Genomic DNA, 26,250 nt, shown 5'->3' with positions numbered 1-26,250 from the left:
CCCGCCGCCTGCTTGATCGCCACAAGCCCCCGCCATGATCCGCATCGCCGAACTCAAACTGCCCCTGGCCGAGGTCCCTTTCGAGACCCGCCGCGCCGCCGACGCCCCCACCGAGACCGACGCCGACCGCGCGCCGCCGCCCCACCCCGAGGCCGCCCTGCGCCGCCTGGCCGCCGAGGCCCTGGGCATGGACGCAACGCAGATCGCCGACCTGCAGGTCTTCAAGCGCAGCTTCGACGCCCGCAAGGCCGACCTGCGGGCGGTCTACATCGTCGACATCACCCTGGCCGACCCCTCGCAGGAAGCCGCCCTGCTGGCCCGCCACGCCGGCCACCCCCACATCACCCCCACGCCCGACATGGCCTGGAGGGCACCGGTGCAGGCGCCCGCCGCCTGGCCAGCCCGCGAGGAAGACCGTCCGGTGGTCATCGGCCTGGGTCCGTGCGGCCTGTTCGCCGCCCTGGCGCTGGCCCAGATGGGCCTCAAGCCCATCGTGCTGGAACGCGGCCGGCCGGTGCGCCAGCGCACCAAGGACACCTGGGGCCTGTGGCGCAAGAAGGTGCTGAACCCCCAGAGCAACGTGCAGTACGGCGAAGGCGGCGCCGGCCTGTTCTCCGACGGCAAGCTCTACAGCCAGATCAAGGACCCGCGCTTCCTGGGCCGCAAGGTCATGCACGAGTTCGTGGAGGCCGGCGCGCCGCCCGAGATCCTGTACATGGCGCACCCCCACATCGGCACCTTCAAGCTGGTCAAGGTGGTGGAGGCCATGCGCGAGAAGATCACCGCACTGGGCGGCGAGATCCGCTTCGAACACCAGGTGACGGGCGCGCGGTTCGAGCCCGAGGGCGAGGGTCGCCAGCGCCTGACCGGCCTGCAGGTGCGGCAGCTCGCCACCGGCCAGACCCTGGACATGCCGGTGCGCCACGCCGTGCTGGCGCTGGGCCACAGCTCGCGCGACACCTTTGCCTGGCTGTGGGACGCCGGCGTGTTCATGGAGGCCAAGCCGTTCTCGGTGGGTTTCCGCATCGAGCACCCGCAGGGCGTGATCGACCGCGCCCGCTGGGGCCGGCACGCCGGCCACCCGCTGCTGGGGGCGGCCGACTACAAGCTGGTGCACCACGCGGCCAACGGGCGGGCGGTGTACAGCTTCTGCATGTGCCCGGGCGGCACCGTGGTGGCGGCCACCAGCGAACCCGGCCGGGTGGTCACCAACGGCATGAGCCAGTATTCGCGCGCCGAGCGCAATGCCAACGCCGGCATGGTGGTGGGCATCGACCCGGCCGACTTTCCGCAGAACTTTCCCGCCGATCTGCCGCTGTGGACCGCCGCCTTCGGCGAGGTCGACGGCCCGCGCTACGCCGAACAGGCCCGTGCGCTGCGCCAGCAGGGGCAGCACCACCCGCTGGCCGGCGTGGTGCTGCAGCGCCAGCTGGAAAGCCGCGCCTTCGAGCTGGGCGGCGGCACCTACGACGCCCCTGCCCAGCGGGTGGAGGACTTCCTGGCGGCCCGGCCCAGCACCGCACTCGGCGAGGTGCTGCCGTCGTACAAACCCGGCGTGCACCTGACCGACCTGGCCGCCGCCCTGCCCGCCTACGCCATCGAGGCCATGCGCGAGGCCCTGCCCGTGTTCGGCCGCAAGATCCGCGGCTACGACATGCCCGACGCCCTGCTCACCGGGGTGGAGACCCGCACCTCGGCCCCGCTGCGCATCACCCGGGGCGAGGATTTCCAGAGCCTCAACACCAGCGGCCTGTACCCGGCCGGCGAGGGCGCGGGTTATGCCGGCGGCATCCTGTCGGCGGGGGTGGACGGAATCAAGGTGGCCGAAGCGGTGGCGTGCGCGGCCATCACCGGGTGACGCATGTCCCGCCGGAGCCGCATTTCTTTACCTGGCAGCCACACGCCCGGTCGCGGTTTGCGGCAGCATACGAACACGTTCTTGAAGGAGTTCGCCATGAACACCCGTCGTCTGTCCCTCCTGGCCCTGGCCTGCGCTGCCCTGTCGGGCCACGGCATGGCCCAGGCCCAGCAGGAAGAAGGCCGCGTCATCAGCAGCACCCCGGTCATCCAGCAAGTGGCCGTGCCCCGCCAGGTGTGCAGCGATGAAGTGGTCACTTACGAGGGCCGCAGCTCCGGCGCCGGCGCCCTGCTGGGCGCGGTGGCCGGTGGTGCCGCCGGCAATGCCATCGGCAACGGCGGGGGACGGGCCGCGGCCACCGTCATCGGCCTGATCGGTGGCGCCATGCTGGGCGACCGCATCGAGGGCCGGGGCCCGGCCCAGAGCGAGACCGTCACCCGCTGCGGCACCCAGACGATGTACGAGCCGCGCACCGTGGCCTATGACGTGGTCTACGAATACGCCGGCCGCCAGTACCGCACCCAGATGGCACAGGACCCGGGCCGTTTCGTGCGGCTGAACGTGGCGCCGGTCGATGCCCTGCCGGCCGCCCCGCCCCCGGTGTACCCGCAGCGCCCGCAGGTGATCTACCAGACGCCCTACCCGGCCCAGACCCAGATCTACTCCGGCACCACCTACTACCCGGCCACCTCGGGCGTGGTGGTGATCAACGGCCAGCGTTACCACCGGCCCTACGACCCGGACCGGCGCTGGGACAACCGCTACAACGATCGACATTGGGACCGTGACGGACGCCGCTGGGACCGCGACTGAAACCGCAGAACCCAGGCCGGGTTCCCGACATCAAAAAAGCCGCCCGAGGGCGGCTTTTTCGTGGGCAGCTGCGCCGGATCAGGCGTTCTGCTGGAGGGCGGCGATGCGCTCCTCGATCGGCGGGTGGGTGCTGAACAGCTTGCCCAGGCCACCGGTGATGCCCATGGCCTGCATGGTCTTGGGCAGCTCGCCCGGGGTGAGGCCACCCAGGCGGGCCAGGGCATTGATCATGGGCTGCTTGCGGCCCATGAGCTGCGCGGCACCGGCGTCGGCCCGGAACTCGCGCTGGCGGCTGAACCAGGCCACGATGATGGCGGCCAGGAAGCCCAGGATGATGTCCATGACGATGGTGGTCACCATGTAGCCGATGCCGGGTCCGCTGTTCTGGCTGTCGCCCTTGCGCAGGAAGGCATCGACCGCGTAGCCGATGACACGGCTCAGGAACACCACGAAGGTGTTCATCACGCCCTGGATGAGGGTCATGGTGACCATGTCGCCGTTGGCGATGTGGGCCACCTCGTGGCCGATGACGGCCTCGACCTCTTCGCGGGTCATGTTCTGCAGCAGGCCGGTGGACACCGCCACCAGGGCCGAATTCTTGAAGGCGCCGGTGGCAAAGGCGTTGGGGGCGCCTTCGAAGATGGCGACCTCGGGCATGCCGATTTTGGCCTGGCGGGCGAATTTCTCGACCGTCTGCACGATCCAGGCCTCGTCGGCGTTCTGCGGCTGGCTGATGACCCGGGCGCCGGTGCTGAACTTGGCCATGGGCTTGCTGATGAGCAGCGAGATGAAGGCACCGCCAAAGCCGATGACCAGCGAGAAGCCGGCCAGCGCCGTCAGGTTGAGGCCGTTCTGGGTCAGGAACCGGTCCACCCCCAGGAGGCGGGTGGTGATCAGCAGCACCGCCATGACGGCGACGTTGGTGAGGACGAGCAGCAGGATGCGTTTCATGTGGGCTCCGTGGAGTGGGTGTGGCCGGTCAGGGCGGCCAGCGCTGCATGGGATTCCGGCGGGGTGTCCGGGTTCCCTGGAAGCAGCGGCTGCGCATGATACCGAGAAGCCGATGTGCCGCCGTCGGCGCCGATTTCAAGACCGCGAAGCCCGTCGGTCAGCCCACGGGGGGTCCGAAACGGGCGTCGATGACCGCCCAGGCCAGCCCGACATGGGTTTCCAGCAGCGCCGCCGGATCGGGCAGGACACCCTCGGCCACCGGCGGCTCGCCCGGCCGGCCCGAACACCCGATCACGAAGCGCCAGACATCCCCGAGGTACTGGAGGGCGCGGTCGGTTTCGAGGGCCAGCTGCCGATCCGGCCGCCGGCTCAGGCCCGTCGCCCATGTCTGGATGCACAGGCCGATGGCGTCGAGCCGGGTGACCAGCAGCGCGTGTGCGCGCTGCGGATCGACGCCCTTGAGCAGGTCGGTGCCGATGGAATCCGCCGTCTGGCGAATGGCATCGCCCAGACACGCGGCCTCGCCCGCCGCACAGGCTTCCTCGATGTCCCGGGACAGGCGGGACAGAAACGTGCGCAGCTGCCGTTCCGCCTCCGGGGTGGGCGTGGGCGTGGGCGAGACCAGGGGCGACCAGGACCGGGGGAGGTTCCGGGATTCACCGATCAGGGTGGCTTCCCTGGCGTCCGTACGGGTCGGCTGCTGCGGCGGTGGTGACGGCCGTTCGATGACCGATGGAGGGCTTGAAGACGAAGGGACCGAGGAACCGATCATGGGCAACATCCGGAGCAGTGAAGATGAGCACCTGGGTGACCCGCACCCGCCGGGAGTTCCAGGACCGGCGCGTCGCTTCAGTGCCGGGGCGGCCGGAACACGGTGGCGTCGGCATAGAACGCTGCATCGGCATTGGCCGGCCACCAGCCCGGCACGCCCAGCACCGGCAGCGGCGTGAAGGGCTTGCTGCGCAGGCCGTCGGCCGACAGCTGGCCGGCCAGCCAGGTGTCCCAGGCAGGCAGGTCGTCGCCCAGGGCCGGCGGCACCGGCCAGCGCAGCACATGGGCGGTGATCGATTTGTAAGGGCTCACCAGCTTTTCCAGCAGCGCATGGCCGAACACCACCAGCCGCGTTTCGCGCCAGAGGGACCGCTGCTGCACGAACAGCCGCTGCCAGTCGCGCGCCAGCAGGGCGTCCCACAGTTCGGGCGGGGCCTGCAACAGGGCCGCGTTCTCGTCGAACAGGGTCAGCGCGTCGCGCAAGGGTCCGCGCACCGCGCCGACCCCGGCCTGCGCGATCTCGGCGGCCTGCAGGCGGTTGAGGCCCTGCTTGGTGCGGGGAAAGCGGTGCCAGCACAGGCCGTTGAAGGCGTCGTGCAGATTGGTGCGGGTGGGCACGCTGCCGGCATCGAAGATGAACTGCTCGTAGGCCATGCCCTCGGGCAGCGCCGATTGCGGCACGAAGCGCACCGGCAGCGGACCCAGCCGGTTCAGGGCGTCGGGCAGGTCGGCCGGAAAGGCGCCGGTGTCATCCGGTGCCGGCAGGGCCGGCCCCCAGTGGGCCAGGGGCGCGAACCAGGGCGCGTCCCAGGGCAACGACCAGCCATGGCGCATGGCGTGGGGGCCGTCCCCTCAGGCCACCTGGCGCCAGGGCAGTGCTTCGCCGGAGCGCAGGGGCTTGAGTTCGGCCTGGCCGAAGGCAAAGCTCTCGGGCGGGGTCCAGCTTTCGCGCTGGAGGGTGACGGTGCCGGTGTTGCGCGGCAGGCCATAGAAGGCCGGGCCGTTGAAGCTGGCGAAGGCTTCCAGCCGGTGCAGCGCGCCCACGCTGTCGAAGGCCTCGGCATACAGCTCCAGCGCGGCGTGGGCGGTGTAGCAGCCGGCACAACCGGTGGCGTGTTCCTTGAGGTGGGCCGGGTGCGGGGCGCTGTCGGTGCCCAGGAAGAAGCGGTCGCTGCCCCCGGTGGCCGCCGCCAGCAGCGCCTGGCGGTGCACCTCGCGCTTGAGCACCGGCAGGCAGTAGTAGTGCGGGCGGATGCCGCCGCTGAAGATGGCGTTGCGGTTGTAGAGCAGGTGGTGGGCGGTGATGGTGGCCGCGGTGAACGGCCCGGCCTCGGCCACGTACTGCGCGGCCTCGCGGGTGGTGATGTGCTCGAACACCACCTTGAGCTCGGGGAAATCGCGGCGCAGCGGGATCATCTGCTGGTCGATGAACACCGCCTCGCGGTCGAAGAGGTCGATGTCGCTGGAGGTGACCTCGCCATGCACCAGCAGCAGCATGCCGGCCTTCTGCATGGCTTCGAGGGTGCGGTAGGTCTTGCGGATGTCGGTCACGCCGGCATCGCTGTTGGTGGTGGCCCCGGCCGGGTAGAGCTTGGCGGCCACCACGCCGGCGTCCCGGGCGCGGGCGATCTCGTCGGGCGGCAGGTTGTCGGTGAGGTAGAGCGTCATGAGCGGCTCGAACGACACGCCCTCGGGCACGGCGGCCCGGATGCGGTCGCGGTAGGCCACCGCCTGCGCCGCGGTGGTCACCGGCGGCTTGAGGTTGGGCATGACGATGGCCCGGCCGAACTGGGCCGCCGTGTGCGGCACCACGGTGCGCAGGGCATCGCCGTCGCGCAGGTGGACGTGCCAGTCGTCCGGGCGGGTGAGGGTCAGGGTGTCGGGGGCGGAAGGCAGAGCGGCGTTCATCCGCCGATTGTCGCAGCCCCGGCCGCGCCGGTCAGAAGGTGACGCGGTCGCTGGGGAACTTCCAGACCTCCTGCAGCATGTAGCTGGGCGCGAGGTTGAGCACCGCGCCCCGGGGCGGGATGGGCTGACGGAACCAGCGGTCGTAGAGGGCGCGCATGTCCTGCGCGTGGATCAGGCGGCGCATCTCGTCGTCGACCAGTTTCTTGAACTCCGGATCGCCCCGGGGCAGCATCACCGCCAGCGGCTCCATGGTCATGAAGCGGCCCACCACCTTGAGCGCCGCCGGGTTGGGGCGGTTGGCCTTGAGGCCGTAGAGCAGGGCGTCGTCCATGGCGAAGGCGTCGGCCTCGCCCTTCTCCACCATGGCCACGGCCTGATCGTGGTCGGTCACCTCGATGAACACGGTCGACAGGCCGCGGTCGGTGGCCATGCGATGGGCGGCCTCCAGCGGCGTGGTCTGCGCGGTCGACACCAGCCGCCGCAGCTGCGGGTGGTCGATGCCGTCGATGGGGCTGTCGGCCCGCACCAGCAGCCGGGCGCCGGTGATGAAGTGCGGAATGGTGAAGTCCACCCGTTCGCGGCGCACGGCGTTGTTGGTGGTGGAGCCGCACTCCAGCTGGGCGCGGCCGCGTTCGATGGCCTCCATGCGGCTGGCGCTGTTGACCGGCAGGTACTCCACGGTGAGCGGACTGCGGCGGATGCGCGCCTCGATGGCAGCAACCAGCCGGAGGCAGATGTCGATCGCAAAGCCGACCGGCCGGTCGCTGCCGGCGAGGTAGGAGAACGGCACCGAGGCATCGCGGTAGGCCAGCACGATGCGGCCGTCCCGCTGGATGCGGTCGAGCGTCGGGCTGGGGCGGGCGGGTTGCGGTGTCTGGGCCTCTGCCAGCGGGACGGGCAGCCCCGCAGACAGGCCCAGGGCCACGAGCGTCAGTACAGCAAGGCGGCGCAGGTACAGCATGGCGGCAACTCCGTGTCGGTGGGGTATCGGACACACGCGGGTGCATGTGATCGCAACTCCTCCGGACTGACAAGAGTCATCACCAAACCATCAGATTACCGGCCCACCAGATCACTCAGACGGTCCCAGAAGGTCTGAACGGCGCGCTTGGCCCGGGTGCTGTCGGCCGGGCGCGCGCGGTAGAGGCGGATGTCCAGCGCGGCCTGCAGGCCCTCGCCCGCCGGCACCAGGCGGCCGGCTGCCACCTCCAAACGGACGGCGCTGGTGGGCAGGAAGGCGATGCCATGGCCCTCCAGCGCCATGGCCTTGAGGCCCTCGGCCATGTCGGTCTCGTAGCTGCGCTCCAGATGGATGGGCCGGTCGGCGCGCTTGGTCAGGCTGTCCACCACCCGGCCCAGGTAGGCACCGGGCGCGTAGGCCAGGTAGGGCGCCGGCGCGCCGGCCTGCCCCGGCAGGGTGTAGAGCGGCCGGCCCTGGGCATCGGGCTTGACGAAGGGGGCCAGCACGTCGCTGCCCAGCGGCAGCATTTCGTACCGGGCCGCATCGAGCTGGATGGGCTGGTCCACATGGTGGTAGGCGATCAGCAGGTCGCAGCTGCCTTCCACCAGGCGCAGCACGGCGTCGTGCACATTGAGCGCGATCAGCCGGCTCTTGATGGGGCCGCAGCTCTCTCGCAGGCCGGACAGCCAGGCCGGGAAGAAGGTGAAGGCCAGGGTGTGCGGCACCGCGAACTCGATGACGTCCTGCGCCGCCGCCGTGTGGGCCCGCAGCGTGGCCCGGGTGGTGTTGAGCGTCTGCAGCATGTCCAGCGCCTGCTCGTACAGCGTCTGGCCAGCGGGTGTGAGCCGGGTGGGGTACGAGGAGCGGTCGACCAGATCGGTGCCGGCCCAGGCTTCGAGCGACTGGATGCGGCGCGAGAACGCGGGCTGCGTCACATGCCGCAGCTGGGCCGAACGGCTGAAGCTGCGGGTCTCGGCCAGGCTGACGAAGTCTTCAAGCCACTTGGTTTCCATCGGCGGGATTATCCGACTGCTGCAGGCTCCACATCTGCGCGTAAACACCGCCCTTGGCGACCAGCTCGGCATGGGTGCCGCGCTCCACGATGTGGCCATGCTCCAGCACGATGATCTGGTGCGCGTCCACCACGGTGGAGAGGCGGTGGGCAATGACCAGCGTGGTCTTGTTGCGGGCGGCGCTGCGGATCTCACCCTGGATGGCGCGCTCGTTGGCCGAATCGAGCGCCGACGTGGCCTCGTCGAAGATGAGGATGGGCGGGTTCTTCAGCAGGGTGCGGGCAATGGCCACGCGCTGCTTCTCGCCGCCCGAGAGCTTGAGGCCGCGTTCGCCCACCACGGTGCGCCAGCCCTGGGGCAGGCGCTCGATGAAGTCGCGGATGTGCGCCGCCTGGGCCGCTGCCACCGCCGCCTCGTGCCCGGCGTCGGGCCGGCCGTAGAGGATGTTGTATTCGATGCTGTCGTTGAACAGCACCGTGTCCTGCGGCACGATGCCGATGGCCTGGCGCACGCTGCCCTGGGTGACCTGGCGGATGTCCTGGCCGTCGATGGTGATGCGGCCTTCCTGCGTGTCGTAGAAGCGGTAGAGCAGCCGGGCCAGCGTGCTCTTGCCCGAGCCCGAGGGGCCGACCACCGCCACCGTCTGCCCGGCCGGAATCTCGAAGCTGATGCCGTGCAGGATGGGGCGGGCCGGCTCGTAGGCAAAGCGCACGTCCTCGAAGCGCACGGCCGGCGGGCCCTGCAGCTGCAGGGCGGGCGCACCGGGGGCATCGGCCACCTCCCGCTCCTTCTCCAGCAGCACGAACATCTTGTCCAGGTCGGTCAGGCTCTGCTTGATCTCGCGGTAGAGCACGCCCAGAAAGCCCAGCGGGATGTAGAGCTGGATCATGAAGGCGTTGATCATGACCAGATCGCCCAGCGTGAGCGTGCCGTCGGCCACCCCCTGGGTGGCCCGCCACAGCATGAGGACGAGGGCCACCGCAATCACCAGCTGCTGCCCGGTGTTGAGCAGCGAGAGCGTGCTCTGGCTCTTGAGCCGGGCGCGGCGCAAGCGCTCCAGCGCCTCGTCGTAACGGCGGGCCTCGAAGGCCTCGTTGTTGAAGTACTTGACGGTCTCGTAGTTGAGCAGCGAGTCGATGGCGCGGGTCTGGCTGCTGGATTCCAGCTCGTTCATCTCGCGGCGGAACTGGGTCCGCCACTCGGTCACCACCACGGTGAAGGCCACGTACACCACCAGCGCCACCAGCGTGATGAGCACATAGCCCATGTCGAACTTCGTGCCCAGCAGGGCCAGCACCATGGCCACCTCGATCAGCGTGGGCACGATGCTGTAGAGCGAGTACGAGATGAGCGACTGCACGCCGCGCGTGCCGCGCTCGATGTCGCGCGTCATGCCCCCGGTCTGGCGTTCCAGATGGAAGCGCAGCGACAGCGCATGCAGGTGGCCGAACACCTCCAGCGCGATGCTGCGGGTGGCGCCTTCGGTGGCCTTGGCGAACACCAGTTCGCGCAGCTCGGTGAACAGGCTGGTGGACAGGCGCAGCGCGCCGTAGGCCAGCAGCAGGGCCACCGGCACCACCAGCAAGGCCTGGGTGCTGCCGGGGGGAAGGGTCATGTCGTCCACCAGTTCCTTGAGCAGCAGGGGCACGCCCACGTTGGCCATCTTGGCCGCCACCATGAAGGTCAGGGCGAAGATCACGCGCCACTTGTAGCGCCACAGGTAGGGCAGCAGGCGCTGCAGGGTGGCCCAGTCGGAGCGGCGGGCAGGCTCGCTGCCGGGCATGCCGGGCGTGGGCGGCAAGGCCACACGGCCTTGGGTCGGGTTGTCGGGTCGCATGCGGGAGAATCTCGGGGTATTCACGGAGATTGTGCCCATGTCCACCGAAGCCGGCCCCCAGGCCACCCACTTGCCCACCGACCGCGAGCTGGTGCTCAAGGTCATTCCCATGCCGGCCGACTGCAATGCCAACGGCGACATCTTCGGCGGCTGGGTCATGGCGCAGGTCGACCTGGCCGGTGCGGTGCTGCCTGCGCGCTATGTGCGCGGCCGCATGGCCACGGTGGCGGTGAACCAGTTCATCTTCAAGCAGCCGGTAAGGGTGGGCGACATCCTGAGCTTCTATTCGCACCTCACCCGGGTGGGCCGCACCTCGATCACGGTGCAGGTGGAGGTGTTTGCCGAACGCTTCTCGGCCCAGGGCCAGTACGTGAAGGTGACCGAGGCCAGCCTGACCTATGTGGCCATCGACATGGAAGGCCGGCCGCGGCCCATTCCGCGCGACGGGCTGCCCGCCGGCCTCTGATCAGGCGGTCTTCCAGCGGCGGCGCCAGGCCGCGTAGATGACATCGGCCAGCGCCTGGCTGCCGCTCTGGTGCTGCGCGGTCGACGCCCGCATGACCCCGGGTGCCTGCACCGTGGGCAGCCCCTGCGCCACGGCCTGCGGGTACACCGTGCCGGGGTTCTTCAGCCAGGCATCGATCTTGGCCGGCGTGATCTCGATGTGGAACTGCATGCCCAGGTGCGGCCCGATGGCAAACGCCTGGTGGGCGCAGGCCGGCGACGAGGCCAGCAGGCGCGCCCCCGGCGGCAGCTGGACGAAGCTGTCGTAGTGCCACTGGTAGACCGTGGCCTGCCCGTCCGGGCCGAGGCCACCCAGCCAGTCCTGCAGCAGCGCACGGCCGGGTTCAGCGTCGGCCCCTGGCGCGGCCTGGATCGGCAGCCAGCCCACCTCGGGAAGGGGCAGGCGCTCCACCCGGCCGCCGAAGGCCCGCGCCATCAGCTGCCCGCCCAGGCAGTGGCCGATGACCGGGATGCCGCGCGCATCGGCCTGGCGGATGAGGGCCTCGGCCTGGCGCAGGCTGGGGCGGTCGTCGTTGGCACCCCATTCGCCGCCCAGCACCGCGAGTGCCCGATAACCGTCCATGGACTCGGGGCAGGCCTGACCGGCCTCGGTGCAGCGCACCTGCCAGGTGTGGCCGTGCGCATCCAGCCATTCGCCCAGGTAACCCGGGCCATCTTCCAGGGTGTGCTGCAGCACCAGCACGTCGGCATGTTCAAACATGGCGGCGATGCTAGGCAGCGCCGCCCCTCACGCTGGAGCCATTCCCCCTGGGCGGTTCAGGGCCACCAGGCCACGGTGGGGCCTTGCAGGACCTCGTCCAGCTCGGCCTGTGTGGCCGTGATCTCCATGCGCAGCAGCGCGCCGGCCATGGCCTTGCCCAGGTTGTCGTGCCGCAGGTTGCGGGCACCACCACCCTGCAGCGCGTCCTTCAGCACCAGCTTGAGGGCCAGCAGCGTCGGCAGCGGCCAGCGCTGCACCTCGCCGGGCAGCCAGGGCGCAAAGTGCGCCTGCACCCGCTCGGCCGTGACCTCGCGCTCGATCAGCTTCCAGCCGGCGGCGTTGCGGGCGAACAGGCCGAAGTCCACCCAGTCGGCCTTGTCGCCGCTGCGGGCATGCGCGATGCGGGCCAGCGGAACACGCAGCAGGTCGTTCGACGGGTTCATGCGCCAGCCTCCAGCCATTCGATGGTGACGCCCGCCTCCACCGACGCCCGGTCCACCAGGGTCGGCCAGATGCCCAGCAGTTCGCTGGCGCCATGCAGGCCGCTGAAGCCACTGGTGTACGCCGGGCCGCTGAGGGCCAGCCAGGGGAACAGCCGGCCGAAGCCCTCGGCCGCGTTGCGGTCGGGCGTGCGCAGCACGAAGCGGGTCCAGATCTCGTTCATGTCGTTCAAGGCCTGCGCATCGGGCAGCGGCGCCAGCGGGCCGTGGGCCGCGTTCAGGCCCGGGTGCTCCACGAACAGCTCGTCGTGCGGCACGCGTCGCCGGGCGAGTTCGGCGCGGATCATGGCCTGTGCGGCCTGCGCCTTGTCCCACGCATCGGGCCAGGAGAAGCCCCAGCTCACCTCGGCCTTGTAGCCGTCGCGGTAGCCGGCCACCACCTTGAGCCGGTCGGAGGGCGGCAGGCCCCGCGCGCCGCTCAGGTGCACCCGGTGATGTCCCTCGTCGCGCAGCTCGATGCCGCCCATGTCCAGCACCACGTCGGGCGAGTGGTAGGCGTGCGGGTCGTGCACCTCGTAGAGCAGCTGCTGGCGCACCGTGTCGAAATTGACCAGGCCGCCGGTGTCGGGCGCCTTGGTGATGAGGGCGCTGCCGTCTTCCCACACGTGTGCGATGGGGTAGCCGATGCGGGCCAGGTCGGGAATGCGCTGCCACCAGCCCTGGCTGCCGAAGTTGCCGCCACTGCCCTGCCCCGAACATTCCAGCAGGTGGCCCACGGTCAGCCCCTGGGCCAGGCGGTCCCAGTCGGCCGGGGTGGATGCGTCCGCCAGCTTCCAGCCCAGGGCGTGCACCAGCGGCCCCAGGAAGAGCGCGGCATCGGCCACGCGGCCGGTGATGACGATGTCGGCCCCGCCCTGCAGCGCCTGCACGATGGGGGCGGCCCCCAGGTAGGCATTGGCAAACACCAGCCGCTCGCGCACGCTGGCCATGTCGCCGCCATGAAACAGATGGGGAAAGCCCTGATGCGGGTCCAGCAGGCGGGGCAGCACGTCGTCCCCGGCCACCACCGCGATGCGGGCCTTCATGCCTTTGGCCTGCAGAGCGGCCTGGACCGCCTGCCCCGCACCCAGGGGGTTGAGGCCACCGGCGTTGCAGACAAAGCGCACACCGCGCGCCTGCATGAGCGGCCACAGGCGCAGCAGCAGCGGCACCACGTCGCGTGCGTAGCCCAGCGCGGGGTCGCGCTGCCGGTCTTTCTGCAGGATGGCCAGGGTGAGTTCGGCCAGGTGGTCGCTGGCCACGAACTGCACGTCGCCGCGCTCGATGCCGGCCGCCACCGGCTCCCAGTGATCGCCATAAAAACCGAGGCCGGCAGCGATGCGCACAGATGTCATGGGGTCATCTTGCTGGCACCTGCGCGACCCCCGCGTCGGGACAACCCCTAGCGTCAGTCCCGTGCAAGACAGCTATAAATCGCAGCACTTCTGCTGCCCCGCCTGCACCCAATACCGCAGCAGACGCGTCCTTCGGGTCGCGGAACACAACAACAACGGAGACACGTTCGTGCAACTGCTGCAACTGCTCATCAGCGGTGTGGCCCAGGGGTGCATCTATGGCCTCATTGCCCTGGGCTTCGTGCTGATCTACAAGGCCACGGAGACCGTGAGCTTTGCCCAGGGCGACCTGATGATGGTCGGCGCCTTCGGCGGCCTGGCCGCCATGACCCTGCTGGGTTTCCCTTTCTGGCTCTCGGTGCCGGCCGCCATCATCGGCATGGCGCTGTTCGGCGTGCTGCTGGAGCGCATCGTCATCCGCCCCATCCTGGGCCAGCCGGCGTTCTCCATCGTCATGCTCACCATCGGCGTGGGTTATGTGCTGCGGGGCGTGATCACCATGATCCCCAACATCGGCACCGACACCCACACGCTGCCGGTGCCGTATGCCGGTCAGGTGATCAAGATGGGCGCGCTGGTGATCTCGGCCGAGCAGGTGGTGGTGATCGGCGTGACCGCGCTGCTGTGCGGCGGCCTGTTCGCCATGTTCCGCTACAGCAAGCTGGGCATCGCCATGCAGGCCTCGTCGCAGAACCAGCTGGCGGCCTACTACATGGGCATTCCGGTCAAGCGCCTCAACGGCCTGGTGTGGGGCCTGGCGGCCGGCGTGGCGGCCATTGCCGGCCTGCTGCTGGCGCCCATCACCTTCGTGCACGCCAACATGGGCTTCATCGGCCTGAAGGCCTTTCCGGCGGCGGTGGTGGGCGGCTTCACCAGCCTGCCCGGCGCCATCGTGGGCGGCCTGATCATCGGCGTGGTGGAAGCGCTCTCGGGCTTCTACCTGCCGGAGGGCTTCAAGGACATCGCGCCCTACATCGTGGTCCTGATCATGCTGGTGCTCAAGCCCAACGGCCTGTTCGGCGAAAAACTCCGCAAGAAAGTCTGAGGCCGGTCCATGCGTTTCCTGTTCAAGACCGATTACGACCAGGACATCCGGCTGGCCAAGCACGGCGGCCATGTGTTCTGGTACAGCCTGCTGGGCCTGTTCCTGGTGTCTGCCCCGTTCACGGTGGAGGAGTACTGGCTCTCGCAGATGACCTTCGTGCTCATCTACGCCATCGTGGGCCTGGGTCTGATGCTGCTGGCCGGCTTCACCGGGCTGTTCTCGCTGGGGCATGCGGCCTTCCTGGGCGTGGGCGCCTACACCCAGGCCATCATGGTGAACGCCGGCCTGCCCTTCCCGCTGGCCCTGGCCTGCGCCGGCCTGCTGTCGGCCGCCGTGGGCATGGTGGTGGGCCTGCCGGCCCTGCGCGTGAAGGGCATCTACCTGGGCATGGCCACGCTGGCGTTTGGCTTCATCGTGGAAGAAGGCATCGCCCGCTGGGAGCACATGACCGGGGGCAACGCCGGCCTGATGGTGCAGTACCCCAAGCTCTTCGGCATGGAACTCGACACCACCGGGGAGTTCTACGCGCTGTGCCTGGTCATCTGCGTGGCCGCCACGCTGGGCATCGTCAACCTCATGCGATCGAGCACCGGCCGCGCCTTCGTGGCCATCCGCGATTCCGAGATCTCGGCCCAGAGCATGGGCATCCACCTGGCCCGCTACAAGACGCTGAGCTTCGCGCTCTCGGCCTTCCTGGCCGGCATCGGCGGTGCGCTGTACGCCCACAAGATCCAGTTCCTCTCGCCCGACCAGTTCGGCATCATCCAGTCGATCGACCTGCTGCTGATGGTGGTGATCGGCGGCCTGGGCTCCATCCACGGCGCCTTCCTGGGGGCGATCTTCCTCATCGTCATGCCGCAGCTCATTGCCATGGGCAAGGACTTCCTGCCCGCTGCCATCGGCCAGGCCGCCGGCCTGCAGGGCACGGTGTACGGCCTGGTGCTGATCGCCTTCGTGCTGTTCGAGCCCATGGGCCTGTACGGCCGCTGGCTCAAGGTGCGCACCTGGTTCCAGCTGTTCCCGTTCTACCGCAAGGGCATGTTCAAGCGGCAGAAATCGTTCCAGAAATCGGACCGCCTGAAATGAGCGACATCCTCCTCTCGGCGAAAAACCTGAGCGTGCGCTTCGGCGGCGTGCTGGCCGTCAACGACGTCAGCTTCGACGTCAAGCGTGGCGAGGTGTTCACCCTGATCGGCCCCAACGGCGCCGGCAAGACCACGGTGTTCAACCTCATCAGCCGCATCTACACGCCCACCACCGGCACCATCGACTACGCAGGCCCGCAGGGCATGCTGCGCCTGACCGAGCAGCCGCCGCACCGCATTGCCTCGCTGGGCATTGCGCGCACCTTCCAGAACATCGAGCTGTTCGAGCACGCCACCGTGCTGCAGAACCTGCTGATCGGCCGCCACACGCACCGCCGCACCGGGCTGCTGTCGGAACTGTTCTTCACCGGCAAGACCCGCGCCGCCGAGATCGAGGCGCGCGAGAAGGTGGAACAGGTGATCGACCTGCTGGACCTGCAGCACCACCGCGAGAGCATGGTGGCGGGCCTGCCCTACGGCGTGCGCAAGGTGGTGGAGCTGGCGCGTGCGCTGTGCACCGAGCCGCAGCTGCTGCTGCTGGACGAGCCGTCGTCGGGCCTGAACGTGGAAGAGACCGACGACATGGCCTTCTGGATCACCGACATCAAGAACGAACTCGGCATCACGGTGCTGATGGTCGAACACGACATGGGCCTGGTGTCCAAGGTGTCCGACCGGGTGCTGGCCATGTCGCAGGGCCAGCAGCTGGCCATGGGCACGCCGGCCCATGTGCAGGCCGACCCGGGCGTGATCGAGGCCTACCTCGGCACGGTGGACGATGTGTCCAGCCTGCGCCGCGAAAACCACAAGGTGACCTCATGAGCGTGCCGACGAGTGACGCACCGGTGCTCAAGCTGTCCAACGTCGAGAGCGCCTACGGCCCCATCAAGGCCATCCGCGGCGTGAGCCTGCAGGTGCGCCGGGGCGAGATCGCCACCGTGCTGGGCAGCAACGGCGCCGGCAAGACCACCATCCTCAAGACCATCAGCGGCATCATTGACCCGCGCAAGGGCTCGGTGGAGTTCAAGGGCGAGAACATCACCGCGCAGGACCCGTCGCTGATCGTGCAGATGGGCCTGTCGCACGTGCCCGAGGGGCGCGAGGTGTTCCCGCTGCTCTCCGTGCGCGACAACCTGCTCATGGGCGCCTACACCCGCAAGGACCGCGACGGCGTGGCCCGCGACATGGAGATGGTGTTCGGCTACTTCCCCATCCTGCGGGAGCGTGCCGCGCAGGACGCCGGCCTGCTCTCGGGCGGCCAGCAGCAGATGCTGGCCATCAGCCGCGCCCTCATGGCCAACCCCGACCTGATCCTGCTGGACGAACCCAGCCTGGGCCTGAGTCCGAAGCTCACCAAGGAGATCTTCGAGATCGTGGTGCGCATCAACCGCGAGCGCGGCACCACCATCCTGCTGGTGGAGCAGAACGCCAACATGGCGCTCAACGCCGCCGACTACGGCTATGTGCTGGAGAACGGCCGCATCGTGATGGAAGACACCTGCGCCCACCTGCGCGAGAAGGACGACATCAAGGAGTTCTACCTCGGCATGAAGGAAGCCGGCGTGCGCGCCGACCGGCGCTGGAAAAAGAAAAAGACCTGGAGATGACGAGATGACCTACCTCTGGGACACCTCCCACATCCAGCCGCGTGCCGACGTGGTCATGCCCGGCGAGACCATGCCCGCCGTGTTCTGGAACGCGGTGAAGGCCCGTGGCCCGAACGTGTGGATGCGCCAGAAAGACCTGGGCATCTGGCGCAGCTGGACCTGGCAGCAGACCGGTGATGCGGTGCGCGAGATCAGCCATGGCCTCATGGCCCTGGGCTTCGAGGCGCACGAGACCGCCTCCATCCTGTCCAACACCACCATCGAATGGGTGCTGTGCGACCTGGGCGTGCTGAGCGCCGGCGGCGTGTCCAACGGCATCTACCCCACCGACGCCGCCGAGCAGGTGCAGTACCTGTGCGAGGACTCGCGCACCACCGTGCTCTTTGTGGAGAACGACGAGCAGCTCGACAAGGCGCTGGAGGTGCGCGCGCAGCTGCCGCGGCTGAAGAAGATCGTGGTGGTCGACATGGACGGCCTGCGCGACCTGGACGACCCCGGCGTCATCAGCCTGGACGCCCTGCGCCAGCTCGGCCGTGAACACCACAAGGCCCACCCCGGCGCCATGGAGGCCCGGGTGAACGCGCTCAAGCCCGCCGACCTGGCCATCCTGGTCTACACCTCGGGCACCACCGGCAAGCCCAAGGGCGCCATGCATTCGCACGCCGGCCTGGTCTACACCGTGCGCGGCTACAACACGCTGATCGCCCGCACCGAAGACGACGAGTGCATGTGCTTCCTGCCGCTGTGCCACATTGCCGAGCGCATGGGCGGCGAGTACTTCTCGCTCTACACCGGGGCCAAGCTCAACTTCGTGGAGAACCCCGAGACTGTGCCCGAGAACGTGCGCGAGATCGCGCCCACCGTGTTCACCGCCGTGCCCCGCGTGTGGGAGAAGTTCTACTCCGGCGTGATGATCACGCTCAAGGAGGCCAGCGGCCTTCAGCAGGCGGCCTATGCCTGGGCCATCGGCGTGGGGCAGAAGGTGGCCGACCGGGTGATGGCGAAACAGCCGGTGCCGGGCAGCCTCAAGCTGCAGTTCAAGCTGGCACGCGCCCTGGTGCTCAACAACGTGCGCAAGCTCATCGGCATCCACCGGGCGCGTTTCCTGGTGACCGGTGCAGCTCCCATCTCGCCCGACCTGGTGCGCTGGTACCTGGCGCTGGGCGTGCCCATGCTGGAGGTGTGGGGCATGACCGAGACCTGCGGCGCCTCCACCGGCATTCCGGCCGAACGCATCAAGCCTGGCAGCATCGGCCCGGCCGCCACCTTCAACGAGGTGCGCATTGCGCCGGACACCGGCGAGATCCTGGTGCGCGGGCCCAACGTGTTCATGGGCTACCTGAACCTGCCCGAGAAGACCGCCGAGACCATCGACGCCGATGGCTGGCTGCACACCGGCGACGTGGGCGTGATGGACGAGGAAGGGTTTTTCCGCATCACCGACCGCATGAAGGACATCATCATCACCGCCGGGGGCAAGAACATCACGCCCAGCGAGCTGGAGAACGAACTGAAGTTCTCGCCCTACGTGACCGATGCTGTGGTGATCGGCGACCAGCGACCCTATCTGACCGTGATCATCATGATCGACCAGGAGAACGTGGAGAAGTACGCGCAGGACCACGACGTGCCGTTCTCCAACTACGCCAGCCTCACCCGCGCGCCCGAGGTGCAGGCCCTGATCCAGACCGAGATCGACCGCGTGAACAAGAAGTTTGCGCGGGTCGAGCAGATCAAGAAGTTCTTCCTGCTCGACACCCAGCTCAGCGCGGAAGACGAAGAACTCACCCCCACCATGAAGCTCAAGCGCAAGCTGGTGCAGACCAAGTACGCCGAGCAGATCGACGCCATGTACCGCTGAGCCCCGCACCGATCACCGACCCGCCACCCCGAAGGAGACGACACCATGACATTCAAACCCACCCTGATCGCTGCCGCCCTGGCACTGGTCGCCGGCTCTGCGCTGGCGCAGTCGCAGGGCGTGACCAAGGACACGCTGACCATCGGCTCCATCCAGGACCTTTCGGGCCCGCTGGCCGGCTTCGGCAAGCAGGTGCGCCTGGGCATGATGCTGCGCGTGGACGAGGCCAACGAGCAGGGCGGCATCAACGGCCGCAAGATCGAGCTCAAGGTCGAAGACTCGGGCTACGACCCCAAGAAGGCCGTGCTGGCCGCGCAGAAGCTCGTCAACCAGGACAAGATCTTTGCCATGGTGGGCCACATCGGCACGGCACAGAACATTGCCGCCATGCAGGTGCAGTTCCCCAAGAACGTCATCAACTTCTTCCCGGTGACCGCCGCGCGCGAGATGTACGAGCCCTTCCACAAGCTCAAGTACAGCTTTGCCGCCACCTACTACGACCAGATGCGCCTGGCCGTGCCCAAGCTGGTGAAGGAGAAAGGTGCCAAGAAGGTCTGCACCATGTACCAGGACGACGAGTTCGGCCTGGAGGTCAAGCGCGGTGCCGAAGACGGCCTCAAGACCATGGGCATGACCCTGGCCGAAGAGACCACCTACAAGCGCGGCGCCACCGACTTCGCCTCGCAGATGCAGAAGCTCTCGGCCGCGCAGTGCGACATGGTGGTGCTGGGCACCATCATCCGCGAGACGATTGGCGGCATCGCCACCGCGCGCCGTCTGGGCTTCAACCCCATCTTCGTGGGATCGAGCGCCTCCTACACCGACCTGATCCACAAGCTGGGCGGCGCCCCCATGAACGGCCTGTACGCCGCCATGACGGTGCAGCACCCCTACCTGGACGAGTCCAGCCAGCCCATCCGCTTCTGGGCCAACAAGTACAAGACCAAGTTCAACGAAGACCCGACCGTGTTCTCGGTGTACGGCTACAGCGCGGTGGACGCCTTCCTGCGCGCCGCCAGCAAGGCCGGCAACAACCTGACCACCGACAGCTTCATCAAGGCCATGGACACCATGACCATCCCGCCGGACATCTTCGGCGCCTCGGAAATGACCTTCGGCCCGCAAAAGCGCCTGGGCAGCAACGCCACCCGCCTCTCGCAGCTGCAGGACGGCCGCTGGAAAGTGGTGTCGGAGTACATGAACATCAACAAGTGACCTGAACCGTCACCCCCGAGAAGCCCGCCGCGTGCGGGCTTTTTTCATGCCGGACGTCTGGAGGCGAATGCATCATAAATCGATCATTAAACGCCGAGTGTATGATTTAACGATCATGAAAGTGACCCAAGCCGCTGTACTCCCTGCCCCCCTGGAAGGCGAATGCGCCCGTCTGGGCGAACGGCTCGCCCGGCTGAGGGCCGCCCGAAGGGTACGGCAGGCCGATGCGGCGCTGCGTGCCGGCCTGTCGCGCAACACGGCGTACCGCATCGAGAAAGGCGACCCCGGTGTGGCCCTGGGGCAGGTGCTGCGCTACCTCGACGCCATTGCGCCCGGCAGCACGCTGATCGACCTGCTAACCGACCAGGACCCTGCCCTGCGCCAGCTCGCCGAGCGCGAGAGAACCCGGCGTGTGCGGGGCCTGAGCAGCGCCGAGCTGCGCGAACTCGACTTCTGATCCATCGGCATGGCGGCACGCGACACCCGGCTCATGGTCTTCGCCCACCTGCCCGGTGGGTGGGCGCCCTGCGGCCAGCTGCAGCTCATGGAAGAAGGCCCGGTGGTGCTGGCCTCATCCTTCGCCTACGGCCTGAACTACGGCAGAAGGCCCGATGCGCTGGAGGTCGACCCGGTGGGCCTGGGCCTGCAGCACCGCGAGCAGGTGCTGGGCCAGCGCCTGCTGCCGCCCGCCGGCCTCACCCTGTTCGGCGGCATCCGCGATGCAGCCCCCGACGCCTGGGGCCGGCGGGTGATCGAGGCCAAGCTCAAGGTGCCGGCCAACAGCCTGCCGGAATCGCAATACCTGCTGCACGCCGGCCGCGAGCGGGTGGGCGCACTGGACGTACGTGCCGACATCCACACCCCGCCCACCCCGGGTGCGGCTGCCTGGCACCACCTGGAACACCTGATGGAGGCCGCCGGCCGCATCGAGGAAGACCTGCCGGTGCCGGCGCACCCGGACGCCATCTTTCAGTACGGCACCGCCCTGGGGGGCGCCCGCCCCAAGGCATCGGTGCGGGACGAGGACGGCGTGTTGTGGCTGGCCAAGTTCGCCAGCCGCAGCGACCGGTTCGACGTGCCCGGCGTGGAGGCCGCCTGCCTGCAACTGGCGGGGTTGGCCGGCATGCGGGTGCCCCGCGTTCACACACGCCAGATCGGCCAGCGCCGCGTCATGCTGGTGCAGCGATTCGACCGCTACCGCACCGACCCGGGCGGCCCCGAGCAGCGCATGGGCTTCGTCAGCGGCCTCACCCTGCTGGCCTGCGACGAGACCGACTCGCGCACCCGCAGCTACACCGATCTGGCCCATGCCATCCGGCGCCACGGCCACCCACCCGCCATCCGCCAGGACAACGCCGAGCTGTTCCGGCGCATGGTGTTCAACATCTTCGTGAGCAACGACGACGACCACCTGCGCAACCACGCCTTCGTGCGCGACCCCCGTGTTGGCGGCTGGTGCCTGAGCCCGCTGTACGACGTGCTGCCCCGCCCCAGCCTGGCCACCGAGCGTTACCTGCGCCTGGGCGTGGGCCCGCAGGGCCGCCTGGCCACGCTGGATAACGCCCTGGCCGCCCACGAAGCGTTCACCCTGTCGCGCGCCGCCGCACTGGCCGCGATGGCCGAGGTATGGGCCGTGGTGCGCGCGTGGCGCAGCCGCTTTGAAGAATGGGGCGTGGCCCCGGCCGACGCGGACGCCGTGGCACCGGCCTTCCGGCATGTGGACCACATCGCCAGCGCGGGGCTGCGCAAGGCGCTGCCCTGACCGGATGGACAGCCGGGCTTGCGGGCAGCAGTCAGATCATCATAATAGCCCTTATGGAATCTATTAAGTATCCAAAGAATCGTTCAGAGAGCCATTTGAGCAACGCCCATCCGATGCCGGCGCCAGTGGCCAGAGCCTTGCTCAAACTCGGGCAGGACCTGTCGCTGGCCCGGCGGCGGCGGCACATCTCGCAGGCCTCCATGGCCGAGCGCATCGGCGCGTCGCTCAACACCGTCAAGCGCATGGAGAAAGGTGATCACCGGGTGCAGCTGCACTTTGTGGCCCGCGCGCTCCATGTGTTCGGCGAAATCCACAAGCTGGCCGACCTGCTCGACACGCGCGAGGACCCCATAGGTCTGGTGCTGATGGACGAACGCGTGCCGCTGCGCATACGCCCCCGCAAGAACACCGGAGGCGCGCTGTGAAAGCAGCCAGGCCGCAGCGGGTGGACATCTGCGTGGGCAGGGCGGGCACCCCGGTGGGCCAGCTGGCCCACGCCCGGCAAGGCCAGCGCGAGTTCTCGACCTTCGCTTATGACCCGCAATGGCTGGCCAGCCCGGACCGCTTCGAGGTGTCGCCCGACCTGCCGCTGGTGGCTGGCTTTCAGGCGCGGCGCACCACCGCCAAGGCAGACCCGGTGTTCCATCTGGCCCTGGCCGACACCGCCCCGGACGCATGGGGACGCCGGGTGATAGCCCGTGCCCATGCCAAGGAGCGACAGCACAACCCGCAGCTGCCGGCCCTGACCGAACTGGACTACCTGGCAGCCGTGGACGATTTCAGCCGCGTGGGCGCACTGCGCCTGCGGGACGCCCATGGTCACTTCATGCGCAGCGTGGACGAAGGCAGGCGGACCACACCACCACTGTTGGAACTGGAGCGCATCTACAGCGCCAGCCGCGCGGTGGAGCTCAGCCAGGAAACCGCCGAGGATCTGAAATACCTGCGAGGCAAGGGCACCTCGCTGGGCGGCATGCGGCCCAAATGCACCGTGCTGGATGAACAGGGACGCCTGGCCATCGGCAAGTTTCCCAGCCAGGGCGACGAGCGCAGCATCACCCGGGGCGAGGTGCTGGCGCTGCGGCTGGCCGCACGGGCGGGCATCGACGCCTGCGGTGCACGCATCATCAACCTGGATGGCACCGCCATTGCCCTCATCGAGCGCTTTGACCGCACACCGGACTTTGCCCGGATCCCCTACCTGTCGGCCGCCTCCATGCTGCAGGCCTCGCGCGATGAAGACCGCGCCTACACCGAGATCGCCGACGCCATCCGGTCGCGCTGCGTGGCTCCCATGGCCGACCTGCGGCAGCTCTGGCGGCGCATGGTCTTCAACCTGCTCATCACCAATGTGGACGACCACCTGCAGAACCACGGCTTCCTGTATGCAGGGCGGGGACAGTGGCGACTGGCACCGGCGTTCGACCTCAACCCCTTCCCGGACAAGGACCGCGAGTCCAAGACCTGGTTGTCCATGGAGACCGGTCCCATCGACTCGGTGGCCATGCTGCTGGCCCATGCCGGCCACTTCGGGCTGGGCGACCCGGCCACCGCTCGGGCCGTGCTGGCCGACGTGGTGGGCGCTGTGAGCCAGTGGCGCACACTGGCCATGTCGGCCGATGTGGGGCTGACCCGACCCGAACTGGACGACTTCGCCCCCGCCTTCGAGCACACTGCCCTGGACGAAGCCCGCGCCGCCCTGACCTGAAGCCCCGCACCAATAACCCCGCACCCGAGCAGGGCGCAGGGTCTATCCGCAACAGGCACCATGCCCCGCCCTGCAGACACATGCACACGCACGCAGGTGACCCCATCACACCAACCACCGGGAGACCTTCCTTGATCCGCCTGCTGAACTTCCTGCGCGACCACGACCACCTCTGGGAAATGTTCCTGGAGAACCGCGACCCCTACGCCGCGCAGCCCCTGCCCCAGAGCGTGGTGGACGCCGTGCGCCCCCACCTGGGCCGGCAGGACCGCATCCTGGCCGTGGCCAGCGGCCGCATCGTTGGTGCCAACCGGGGCGTGTGGGTGGTGACCCAGCGCGAACTGCTCGTGGTGGAAACCGGCTTCAAGCCACTGGTGCGCCGCCTGCCGCTCAACAGCGTCGAGCTGTGCAGCAACCTCAAAGGCAAATACGGACAGACCCTGCGCGTGGAAGGCCTGGGCCAGCGCCACAGCCTGATCGGCGCCGCGCCGGCCACCGCCGCCGTGGTGCAGGAAGCCATCGCCCACGGCCGCCCCATGGAGGTGGTGCGCCCCGCCAACGCCCCCAGCGACGCCGAACTGCAGGACGCCCGCTACCTGGTGGCCGACCTGTCCGCCCGGGCCCAGCCGGCGGTGCACCTGCCGACCGAGGCAGTGCCGGCCTGAGAAAACGGCTGCCTTACCCAGAAACGCCAGCAGCGGCAAGGCTGCGGGCGCTCATCACCGCCCAAGGGTGCTCTCTGGGCAGCACCAGCACCGCCAGACCCAGGCCATCCAGAACGGTCAGCGCTTTGTCCAGTCTGACCGAGCCCTGACCGTTTTCGAGACGGGACAAGAGATCGGCGGATACGCCCATCAAGGCCGATGCGTCGTCAATACGCAGTGCCTGTGATTTCCGGCGCTGACGAACCACCGGCCCCAGCGAGCTGAAAGATGTCAGAAGCACGGCACCGGCCGCTGGGTCGGAATGAGCAGTCATGTCTGGGCTCTTGAAGTTTCGGAGTTTCAGAAATCCGGGTCGAACCGGGCTGCAAAAAGGGGAAGTTTCGGAAACTCCGAAACTGCCTGAGACTAGGAGCAGTCTGTCCCGACCCCAGCGGAGATACCCACAGTGCTCTCCCCCACCACCGCCGCCCACCTGGCCGACGCCATCCTCCTGCTCCATGTGGGCGTGGTGGTGTTCGTGGTGGGCCTGCTGCCCCTGGTGCTGGTGGGCGGCTGGCGGGGGTGGCGCTGGGTGCGCCTGCGGTGGCTGCGCGCCACCCACCTGGGCCTCATGGCCCTGATTGCGGTGCAGGCCTGGCTGGGCCAGCTCTGCCCCCTGACGATCTGGGAACAAGCCCTGCGCCGCCACGCTGGCCAGGGCAGCTACAGCGATAGCTTCATCACCCACTGGATCGGCCAACTGCTGTACGTGGACGCACCGCTGTGGCTGCTGGCCTGGGTCTACAGCGGGTTCGCGTTGCTGGTGGCGGGGGCTTGGTGGTGGGTGACGCCGGTGAAGTCGTCGGCCCGCGCCACATCGGGCAACACCCACTGAGCGGCTGAGGCCGCTACCGACGCTGCATCCGGCCATTGCGCCGCATCGGTCAAACAACCCGCCGAGCCTGCCAAGCGCTGCGTGGCACGGGCCAGAGCAATGCGGTCATCGGTGCTGAGATCGGCTTGCTGGGCCACCAAGGCCAGGCGTTGGACCGCTTGAAGATCGAGCGACAGCTCGGCCAGCAGGTGCGCGTTCATGGGGGCGTTCTCCATCCAAGGACACGAACCACCCGACTGATAAAAAGTCGGGTGGACGGGATGTTCAAACACGCATACAGACGTGCGGGCGCCCTTACGGGTAGCCCCATCCCGTCCAAACCGTGTCCAGCGACCGGGCGCTGGCTTTGAATTGGGACGCGATCGACCCACAGCTGTGTGGGTCGCAACTCTGTAATGCGGTGTTTGAAGCACCGACCCTTTCGGGTGGGCGGCATTATGCAGAGACGGGGCCACAAGCGGCAGTACAGTACCCCATAGGGTACATAACGACTGCCACACATGACGCCGCCAGAGCTGAAAGACGAAGTCCGCAAAGCTTGGACCGACGAGGAGCTGCGCGCCTCCGTCGTGGCCTATCGGGACATGCAGCGGCGGCTCGACGCGGGCGAGCGCCGTTTTATGAAGAGCGTGTACCTGGACCTGAGTCGCCGGTTCGAACGCACGCCCAGTTCGTTCGAGCTGCGCATGCAGAACATCTCGGCGGTCCTGGCCGCCATGGGCCGGCGGTGGATCGAAGGTCTCAAGCCTGCCAAGCACGTGGGTGCGGGTGTTGCCTTGCGCCTTGAAGCGCTCATCAATGAACTGGACGGCAACCCGGCACCGCCCACCGCGTCAGAGCGCCTTGAGGTGCTCGAACTGGCCGCCAAACCCGTCAAGGCCCGCAAAGAAACCCCGCCGCCCGAGGGCGCGGCGCAGCCCACCCGCAGCACCACCACCAGCCTGAGCTTTGCCCGCAGCAAAGATGTGAAGGTGTGGGTGCTTAGACGTGCTGCAGGCCGGTGTGAATGCTGTGCTGAGCCAGCCCCGTTTCAAACGGTGCAGGGCCTGCCGTTCTTGGAGGTTCACCACCTCCGAACCTTGGCCGATGGCGGATCAGACCGCGTATCCAACGCCGTCGCACTCTGCCCCAACTGCCATCGCCGCCTGCACTTTGGGCAGGACGCTGAGGCGTGCAAGGCGCAGATGTATGCGTCGATCCCGGGCTTGATTCGAGAGTGACGCGCCGGCGGGTGCGTTAACTCTTCAAGTCCCAACG

The 26,250-nt window shown here is 68.5% G+C and carries 27 protein-coding genes; 16 read left to right on the top strand and 11 right to left on the bottom strand.

Annotated features, from left to right (window positions below):
- The first annotated feature begins 34 nt into the window (after positions 1-34).
- Together WD026_RS14500 and WD026_RS14495 are read left to right on the top strand one after the other, a co-directional pair.
- Complete coding sequence (locus tag WD026_RS14500) at positions 35-1,858, top strand: NAD(P)/FAD-dependent oxidoreductase (RefSeq protein WP_425724372.1); 1,824 nt, start codon at positions 35-37, stop codon at positions 1,856-1,858.
- 96 nt (positions 1,859-1,954) lie between these two features.
- Complete coding sequence (locus tag WD026_RS14495; protein ID WP_425724371.1) at positions 1,955-2,671, top strand: glycine zipper 2TM domain-containing protein; 717 nt, start codon at positions 1,955-1,957, stop codon at positions 2,669-2,671.
- Between the two features lie 78 nt (positions 2,672-2,749).
- On the opposite strand, the gene htpX is transcribed toward WD026_RS14495, so the two are convergent.
- The 7 genes from htpX to WD026_RS14460 all read right to left on the bottom strand — a co-directional run bounded on the left by htpX (position 2,750) and on the right by WD026_RS14460 (position 10,112).
- Positions 2,750-3,622 carry a protease HtpX gene (htpX, locus tag WD026_RS14490; protein ID WP_425724370.1) on the bottom strand — a complete coding sequence of 291 codons (873 nt, stop codon included), beginning with the start codon at positions 3,620-3,622 and terminating at the stop codon, positions 2,750-2,752.
- A 157-nt stretch (positions 3,623-3,779) separates the two neighbouring features.
- Positions 3,780-4,394: a hypothetical protein gene (locus WD026_RS14485; protein WP_425724369.1), complete on the bottom strand. Its 615-nt coding sequence runs from the start codon at positions 4,392-4,394 to the stop codon at positions 3,780-3,782.
- A gap of 77 nt (positions 4,395-4,471) precedes the next feature.
- On the bottom strand, positions 4,472-5,227 hold the full coding sequence (locus WD026_RS14480; RefSeq protein ID WP_425724368.1) for a DUF3025 domain-containing protein: 756 nt from the start codon (positions 5,225-5,227) through the stop codon (positions 4,472-4,474).
- An 18-nt stretch (positions 5,228-5,245) separates the two neighbouring features.
- The gene (pyrC, locus tag WD026_RS14475) at positions 5,246-6,301 is read right to left on the bottom strand and encodes a dihydroorotase (protein WP_425724367.1); all 1,056 of its coding nucleotides are present in this window, start codon (positions 6,299-6,301) and stop codon (positions 5,246-5,248) included.
- A gap of 31 nt (positions 6,302-6,332) precedes the next feature.
- A complete protein-coding gene (locus tag WD026_RS14470; RefSeq protein WP_425724366.1) occupies positions 6,333-7,262 on the bottom strand; it encodes an amino acid ABC transporter substrate-binding protein in 930 nt (309 codons plus the stop codon).
- 95 nt (positions 7,263-7,357) lie between these two features.
- Positions 7,358-8,275, bottom strand: coding sequence for a LysR substrate-binding domain-containing protein (locus tag WD026_RS14465; protein WP_425724365.1), 918 nt, complete (start codon positions 8,273-8,275; stop codon positions 7,358-7,360).
- Positions 8,256-10,112 (bottom strand): ABCB family ABC transporter ATP-binding protein/permease, encoded by a 1,857-nt coding sequence (locus WD026_RS14460; RefSeq protein ID WP_425724364.1) that lies wholly within the window; start codon positions 10,110-10,112, stop codon positions 8,256-8,258. The genes WD026_RS14465 and WD026_RS14460 overlap by 20 nt, the downstream gene beginning before the upstream one ends.
- Positions 10,113-10,149: 37 nt before the next feature.
- Here WD026_RS14460 and WD026_RS14455 point away from each other — a divergent pair, with 37 nt between their 5' ends.
- A complete protein-coding gene (locus WD026_RS14455; protein ID WP_425724363.1) occupies positions 10,150-10,578 on the top strand; it encodes an acyl-CoA thioesterase in 429 nt (142 codons plus the stop codon).
- Here WD026_RS14455 and WD026_RS14450 read toward each other — a convergent pair whose 3' ends face one another.
- Genes WD026_RS14450 through WD026_RS14440 form a run of 3 tightly spaced genes read right to left on the bottom strand, consistent with a single transcriptional unit; the run spans position 10,579 to position 13,171 of the window.
- Positions 10,579-11,337, bottom strand: a complete 759-nt coding sequence (locus WD026_RS14450) for a type 1 glutamine amidotransferase (protein WP_425724362.1) — start codon at positions 11,335-11,337, stop codon at positions 10,579-10,581.
- A 56-nt stretch (positions 11,338-11,393) separates the two neighbouring features.
- Positions 11,394-11,780, bottom strand: coding sequence for an AtuA-related protein (locus WD026_RS14445; RefSeq protein WP_425724361.1), 387 nt, complete (start codon positions 11,778-11,780; stop codon positions 11,394-11,396).
- Entirely contained in the window at positions 11,777-13,171 is a 1,395-nt protein-coding gene (locus WD026_RS14440; protein WP_425724360.1) for an acyclic terpene utilization AtuA family protein, read from the bottom strand. The genes WD026_RS14445 and WD026_RS14440 overlap by 4 nt, the downstream gene beginning before the upstream one ends.
- Before the next feature lie 169 nt (positions 13,172-13,340).
- On the opposite strand from WD026_RS14440, the gene WD026_RS14435 reads away from it, so the two are divergent.
- The 11 genes from WD026_RS14435 to WD026_RS14385 all read left to right on the top strand — a co-directional run bounded on the left by WD026_RS14435 (position 13,341) and on the right by WD026_RS14385 (position 24,119).
- On the top strand, positions 13,341-14,216 hold the full coding sequence (locus WD026_RS14435; RefSeq protein ID WP_425724359.1) for a branched-chain amino acid ABC transporter permease: 876 nt from the start codon (positions 13,341-13,343) through the stop codon (positions 14,214-14,216).
- 9 nt (positions 14,217-14,225) lie between these two features.
- A complete protein-coding gene (locus WD026_RS14430) occupies positions 14,226-15,302 on the top strand; it encodes a branched-chain amino acid ABC transporter permease (protein WP_425724358.1) in 1,077 nt (358 codons plus the stop codon).
- Entirely contained in the window at positions 15,299-16,123 is an 825-nt protein-coding gene (locus WD026_RS14425; protein ID WP_425724357.1) for an ABC transporter ATP-binding protein, read from the top strand. Before WD026_RS14430 ends, WD026_RS14425 begins: the two co-directional genes overlap by 4 nt.
- On the top strand, positions 16,120-16,908 hold the full coding sequence (locus tag WD026_RS14420; RefSeq protein ID WP_425724356.1) for an ABC transporter ATP-binding protein: 789 nt from the start codon (positions 16,120-16,122) through the stop codon (positions 16,906-16,908). Before WD026_RS14425 ends, WD026_RS14420 begins: the two co-directional genes overlap by 4 nt.
- A gap of 4 nt (positions 16,909-16,912) precedes the next feature.
- Positions 16,913-18,769, top strand: a complete 1,857-nt coding sequence (locus WD026_RS14415; protein ID WP_425724355.1) for an AMP-dependent synthetase/ligase — start codon at positions 16,913-16,915, stop codon at positions 18,767-18,769.
- 45 nt (positions 18,770-18,814) lie between these two features.
- On the top strand, positions 18,815-19,984 hold the full coding sequence (locus WD026_RS14410) for an ABC transporter substrate-binding protein (RefSeq protein WP_425724354.1): 1,170 nt from the start codon (positions 18,815-18,817) through the stop codon (positions 19,982-19,984).
- A 115-nt stretch (positions 19,985-20,099) separates the two neighbouring features.
- A complete protein-coding gene (locus tag WD026_RS14405) occupies positions 20,100-20,441 on the top strand; it encodes a helix-turn-helix domain-containing protein (RefSeq protein WP_425724353.1) in 342 nt (113 codons plus the stop codon).
- 9 nt (positions 20,442-20,450) lie between these two features.
- Entirely contained in the window at positions 20,451-21,746 is a 1,296-nt protein-coding gene (locus WD026_RS14400; protein WP_425724352.1) for a type II toxin-antitoxin system HipA family toxin, read from the top strand.
- A gap of 95 nt (positions 21,747-21,841) precedes the next feature.
- Positions 21,842-22,171: a helix-turn-helix transcriptional regulator gene (locus WD026_RS14395; RefSeq protein WP_425724351.1), complete on the top strand. Its 330-nt coding sequence runs from the start codon at positions 21,842-21,844 to the stop codon at positions 22,169-22,171.
- The gene (locus WD026_RS14390) at positions 22,168-23,454 is read left to right on the top strand and encodes a type II toxin-antitoxin system HipA family toxin (protein WP_425724350.1); all 1,287 of its coding nucleotides are present in this window, start codon (positions 22,168-22,170) and stop codon (positions 23,452-23,454) included. Before WD026_RS14395 ends, WD026_RS14390 begins: the two co-directional genes overlap by 4 nt.
- Positions 23,455-23,585: 131 nt before the next feature.
- Positions 23,586-24,119, top strand: coding sequence for a hypothetical protein (locus WD026_RS14385; RefSeq protein ID WP_425724349.1), 534 nt, complete (start codon positions 23,586-23,588; stop codon positions 24,117-24,119).
- Positions 24,120-24,132: 13 nt separating this feature from the next.
- Here the strand turns inward: WD026_RS14385 and WD026_RS14380 are convergent, their stop codons facing one another.
- Complete coding sequence (locus WD026_RS14380; RefSeq protein WP_425724348.1) at positions 24,133-24,432, bottom strand: helix-turn-helix domain-containing protein; 300 nt, start codon at positions 24,430-24,432, stop codon at positions 24,133-24,135.
- Between the two features lie 132 nt (positions 24,433-24,564).
- Here WD026_RS14380 and WD026_RS14375 point away from each other — a divergent pair, with 132 nt between their 5' ends.
- The gene (locus tag WD026_RS14375; protein WP_425724347.1) at positions 24,565-24,993 is read left to right on the top strand and encodes a DUF2784 domain-containing protein; all 429 of its coding nucleotides are present in this window, start codon (positions 24,565-24,567) and stop codon (positions 24,991-24,993) included.
- A 500-nt stretch (positions 24,994-25,493) separates the two neighbouring features.
- On the top strand, positions 25,494-26,213 hold the full coding sequence (locus WD026_RS14370; RefSeq protein ID WP_425724346.1) for an HNH endonuclease: 720 nt from the start codon (positions 25,494-25,496) through the stop codon (positions 26,211-26,213).
- Positions 26,214-26,250: the final 37 nt, after the last annotated feature.

It is taken from the genome of Hydrogenophaga sp. R2 (genome assembly GCF_049843595.1).
Classification (GTDB): Bacteria; Pseudomonadota; Gammaproteobacteria; order Burkholderiales; family Burkholderiaceae_C; genus Hydrogenophaga.
The sequence above is the reverse complement of the archived record's forward strand: the minus strand, read 5'-3'. Positions and strand labels throughout refer to the sequence as shown.

What these genes read in the sequence shown, in the direction of transcription:
- WD026_RS14500 (WP_425724372.1), top strand. Translation starts at nt 35, where the DNA reads ATGATCCGCATCGCCGAACTCAAACTGCCCCTGGCCGAGGTCCCTTTC.
- WD026_RS14495 (WP_425724371.1), top strand. Translation starts at nt 1,955, where the DNA reads ATGAACACCCGTCGTCTGTCCCTCCTGGCCCTGGCCTGCGCTGCCCTG.
- htpX (WP_425724370.1), bottom strand. Translation starts at nt 3,622, where the DNA reads ATGAAACGCATCCTGCTGCTCGTCCTCACCAACGTCGCCGTCATGGCG.
- WD026_RS14485 (WP_425724369.1), bottom strand. Translation starts at nt 4,394, where the DNA reads ATGATCGGTTCCTCGGTCCCTTCGTCTTCAAGCCCTCCATCGGTCATC.
- WD026_RS14480 (WP_425724368.1), bottom strand. Translation starts at nt 5,227, where the DNA reads ATGCGCCATGGCTGGTCGTTGCCCTGGGACGCGCCCTGGTTCGCGCCC.
- pyrC (WP_425724367.1), bottom strand. Translation starts at nt 6,301, where the DNA reads ATGAACGCCGCTCTGCCTTCCGCCCCCGACACCCTGACCCTCACCCGC.
- WD026_RS14470 (WP_425724366.1), bottom strand. Translation starts at nt 7,262, where the DNA reads ATGCTGTACCTGCGCCGCCTTGCTGTACTGACGCTCGTGGCCCTGGGC.
- WD026_RS14465 (WP_425724365.1), bottom strand. Translation starts at nt 8,275, where the DNA reads ATGGAAACCAAGTGGCTTGAAGACTTCGTCAGCCTGGCCGAGACCCGC.
- WD026_RS14460 (WP_425724364.1), bottom strand. Translation starts at nt 10,112, where the DNA reads ATGCGACCCGACAACCCGACCCAAGGCCGTGTGGCCTTGCCGCCCACG.
- WD026_RS14455 (WP_425724363.1), top strand. Translation starts at nt 10,150, where the DNA reads ATGTCCACCGAAGCCGGCCCCCAGGCCACCCACTTGCCCACCGACCGC.
- WD026_RS14450 (WP_425724362.1), bottom strand. Translation starts at nt 11,337, where the DNA reads ATGTTTGAACATGCCGACGTGCTGGTGCTGCAGCACACCCTGGAAGAT.
- WD026_RS14445 (WP_425724361.1), bottom strand. Translation starts at nt 11,780, where the DNA reads ATGAACCCGTCGAACGACCTGCTGCGTGTTCCGCTGGCCCGCATCGCG.
- WD026_RS14440 (WP_425724360.1), bottom strand. Translation starts at nt 13,171, where the DNA reads ATGACATCTGTGCGCATCGCTGCCGGCCTCGGTTTTTATGGCGATCAC.
- WD026_RS14430 (WP_425724358.1), top strand. Translation starts at nt 14,226, where the DNA reads ATGCGTTTCCTGTTCAAGACCGATTACGACCAGGACATCCGGCTGGCC.
- WD026_RS14425 (WP_425724357.1), top strand. Translation starts at nt 15,299, where the DNA reads ATGAGCGACATCCTCCTCTCGGCGAAAAACCTGAGCGTGCGCTTCGGC.
- WD026_RS14420 (WP_425724356.1), top strand. Translation starts at nt 16,120, where the DNA reads ATGAGCGTGCCGACGAGTGACGCACCGGTGCTCAAGCTGTCCAACGTC.
- WD026_RS14415 (WP_425724355.1), top strand. Translation starts at nt 16,913, where the DNA reads ATGACCTACCTCTGGGACACCTCCCACATCCAGCCGCGTGCCGACGTG.
- WD026_RS14410 (WP_425724354.1), top strand. Translation starts at nt 18,815, where the DNA reads ATGACATTCAAACCCACCCTGATCGCTGCCGCCCTGGCACTGGTCGCC.
- WD026_RS14405 (WP_425724353.1), top strand. Translation starts at nt 20,100, where the DNA reads ATGAAAGTGACCCAAGCCGCTGTACTCCCTGCCCCCCTGGAAGGCGAA.
- WD026_RS14400 (WP_425724352.1), top strand. Translation starts at nt 20,451, where the DNA reads ATGGCGGCACGCGACACCCGGCTCATGGTCTTCGCCCACCTGCCCGGT.
- WD026_RS14380 (WP_425724348.1), bottom strand. Translation starts at nt 24,432, where the DNA reads ATGACTGCTCATTCCGACCCAGCGGCCGGTGCCGTGCTTCTGACATCT.
- WD026_RS14370 (WP_425724346.1), top strand. Translation starts at nt 25,494, where the DNA reads ATGACGCCGCCAGAGCTGAAAGACGAAGTCCGCAAAGCTTGGACCGAC.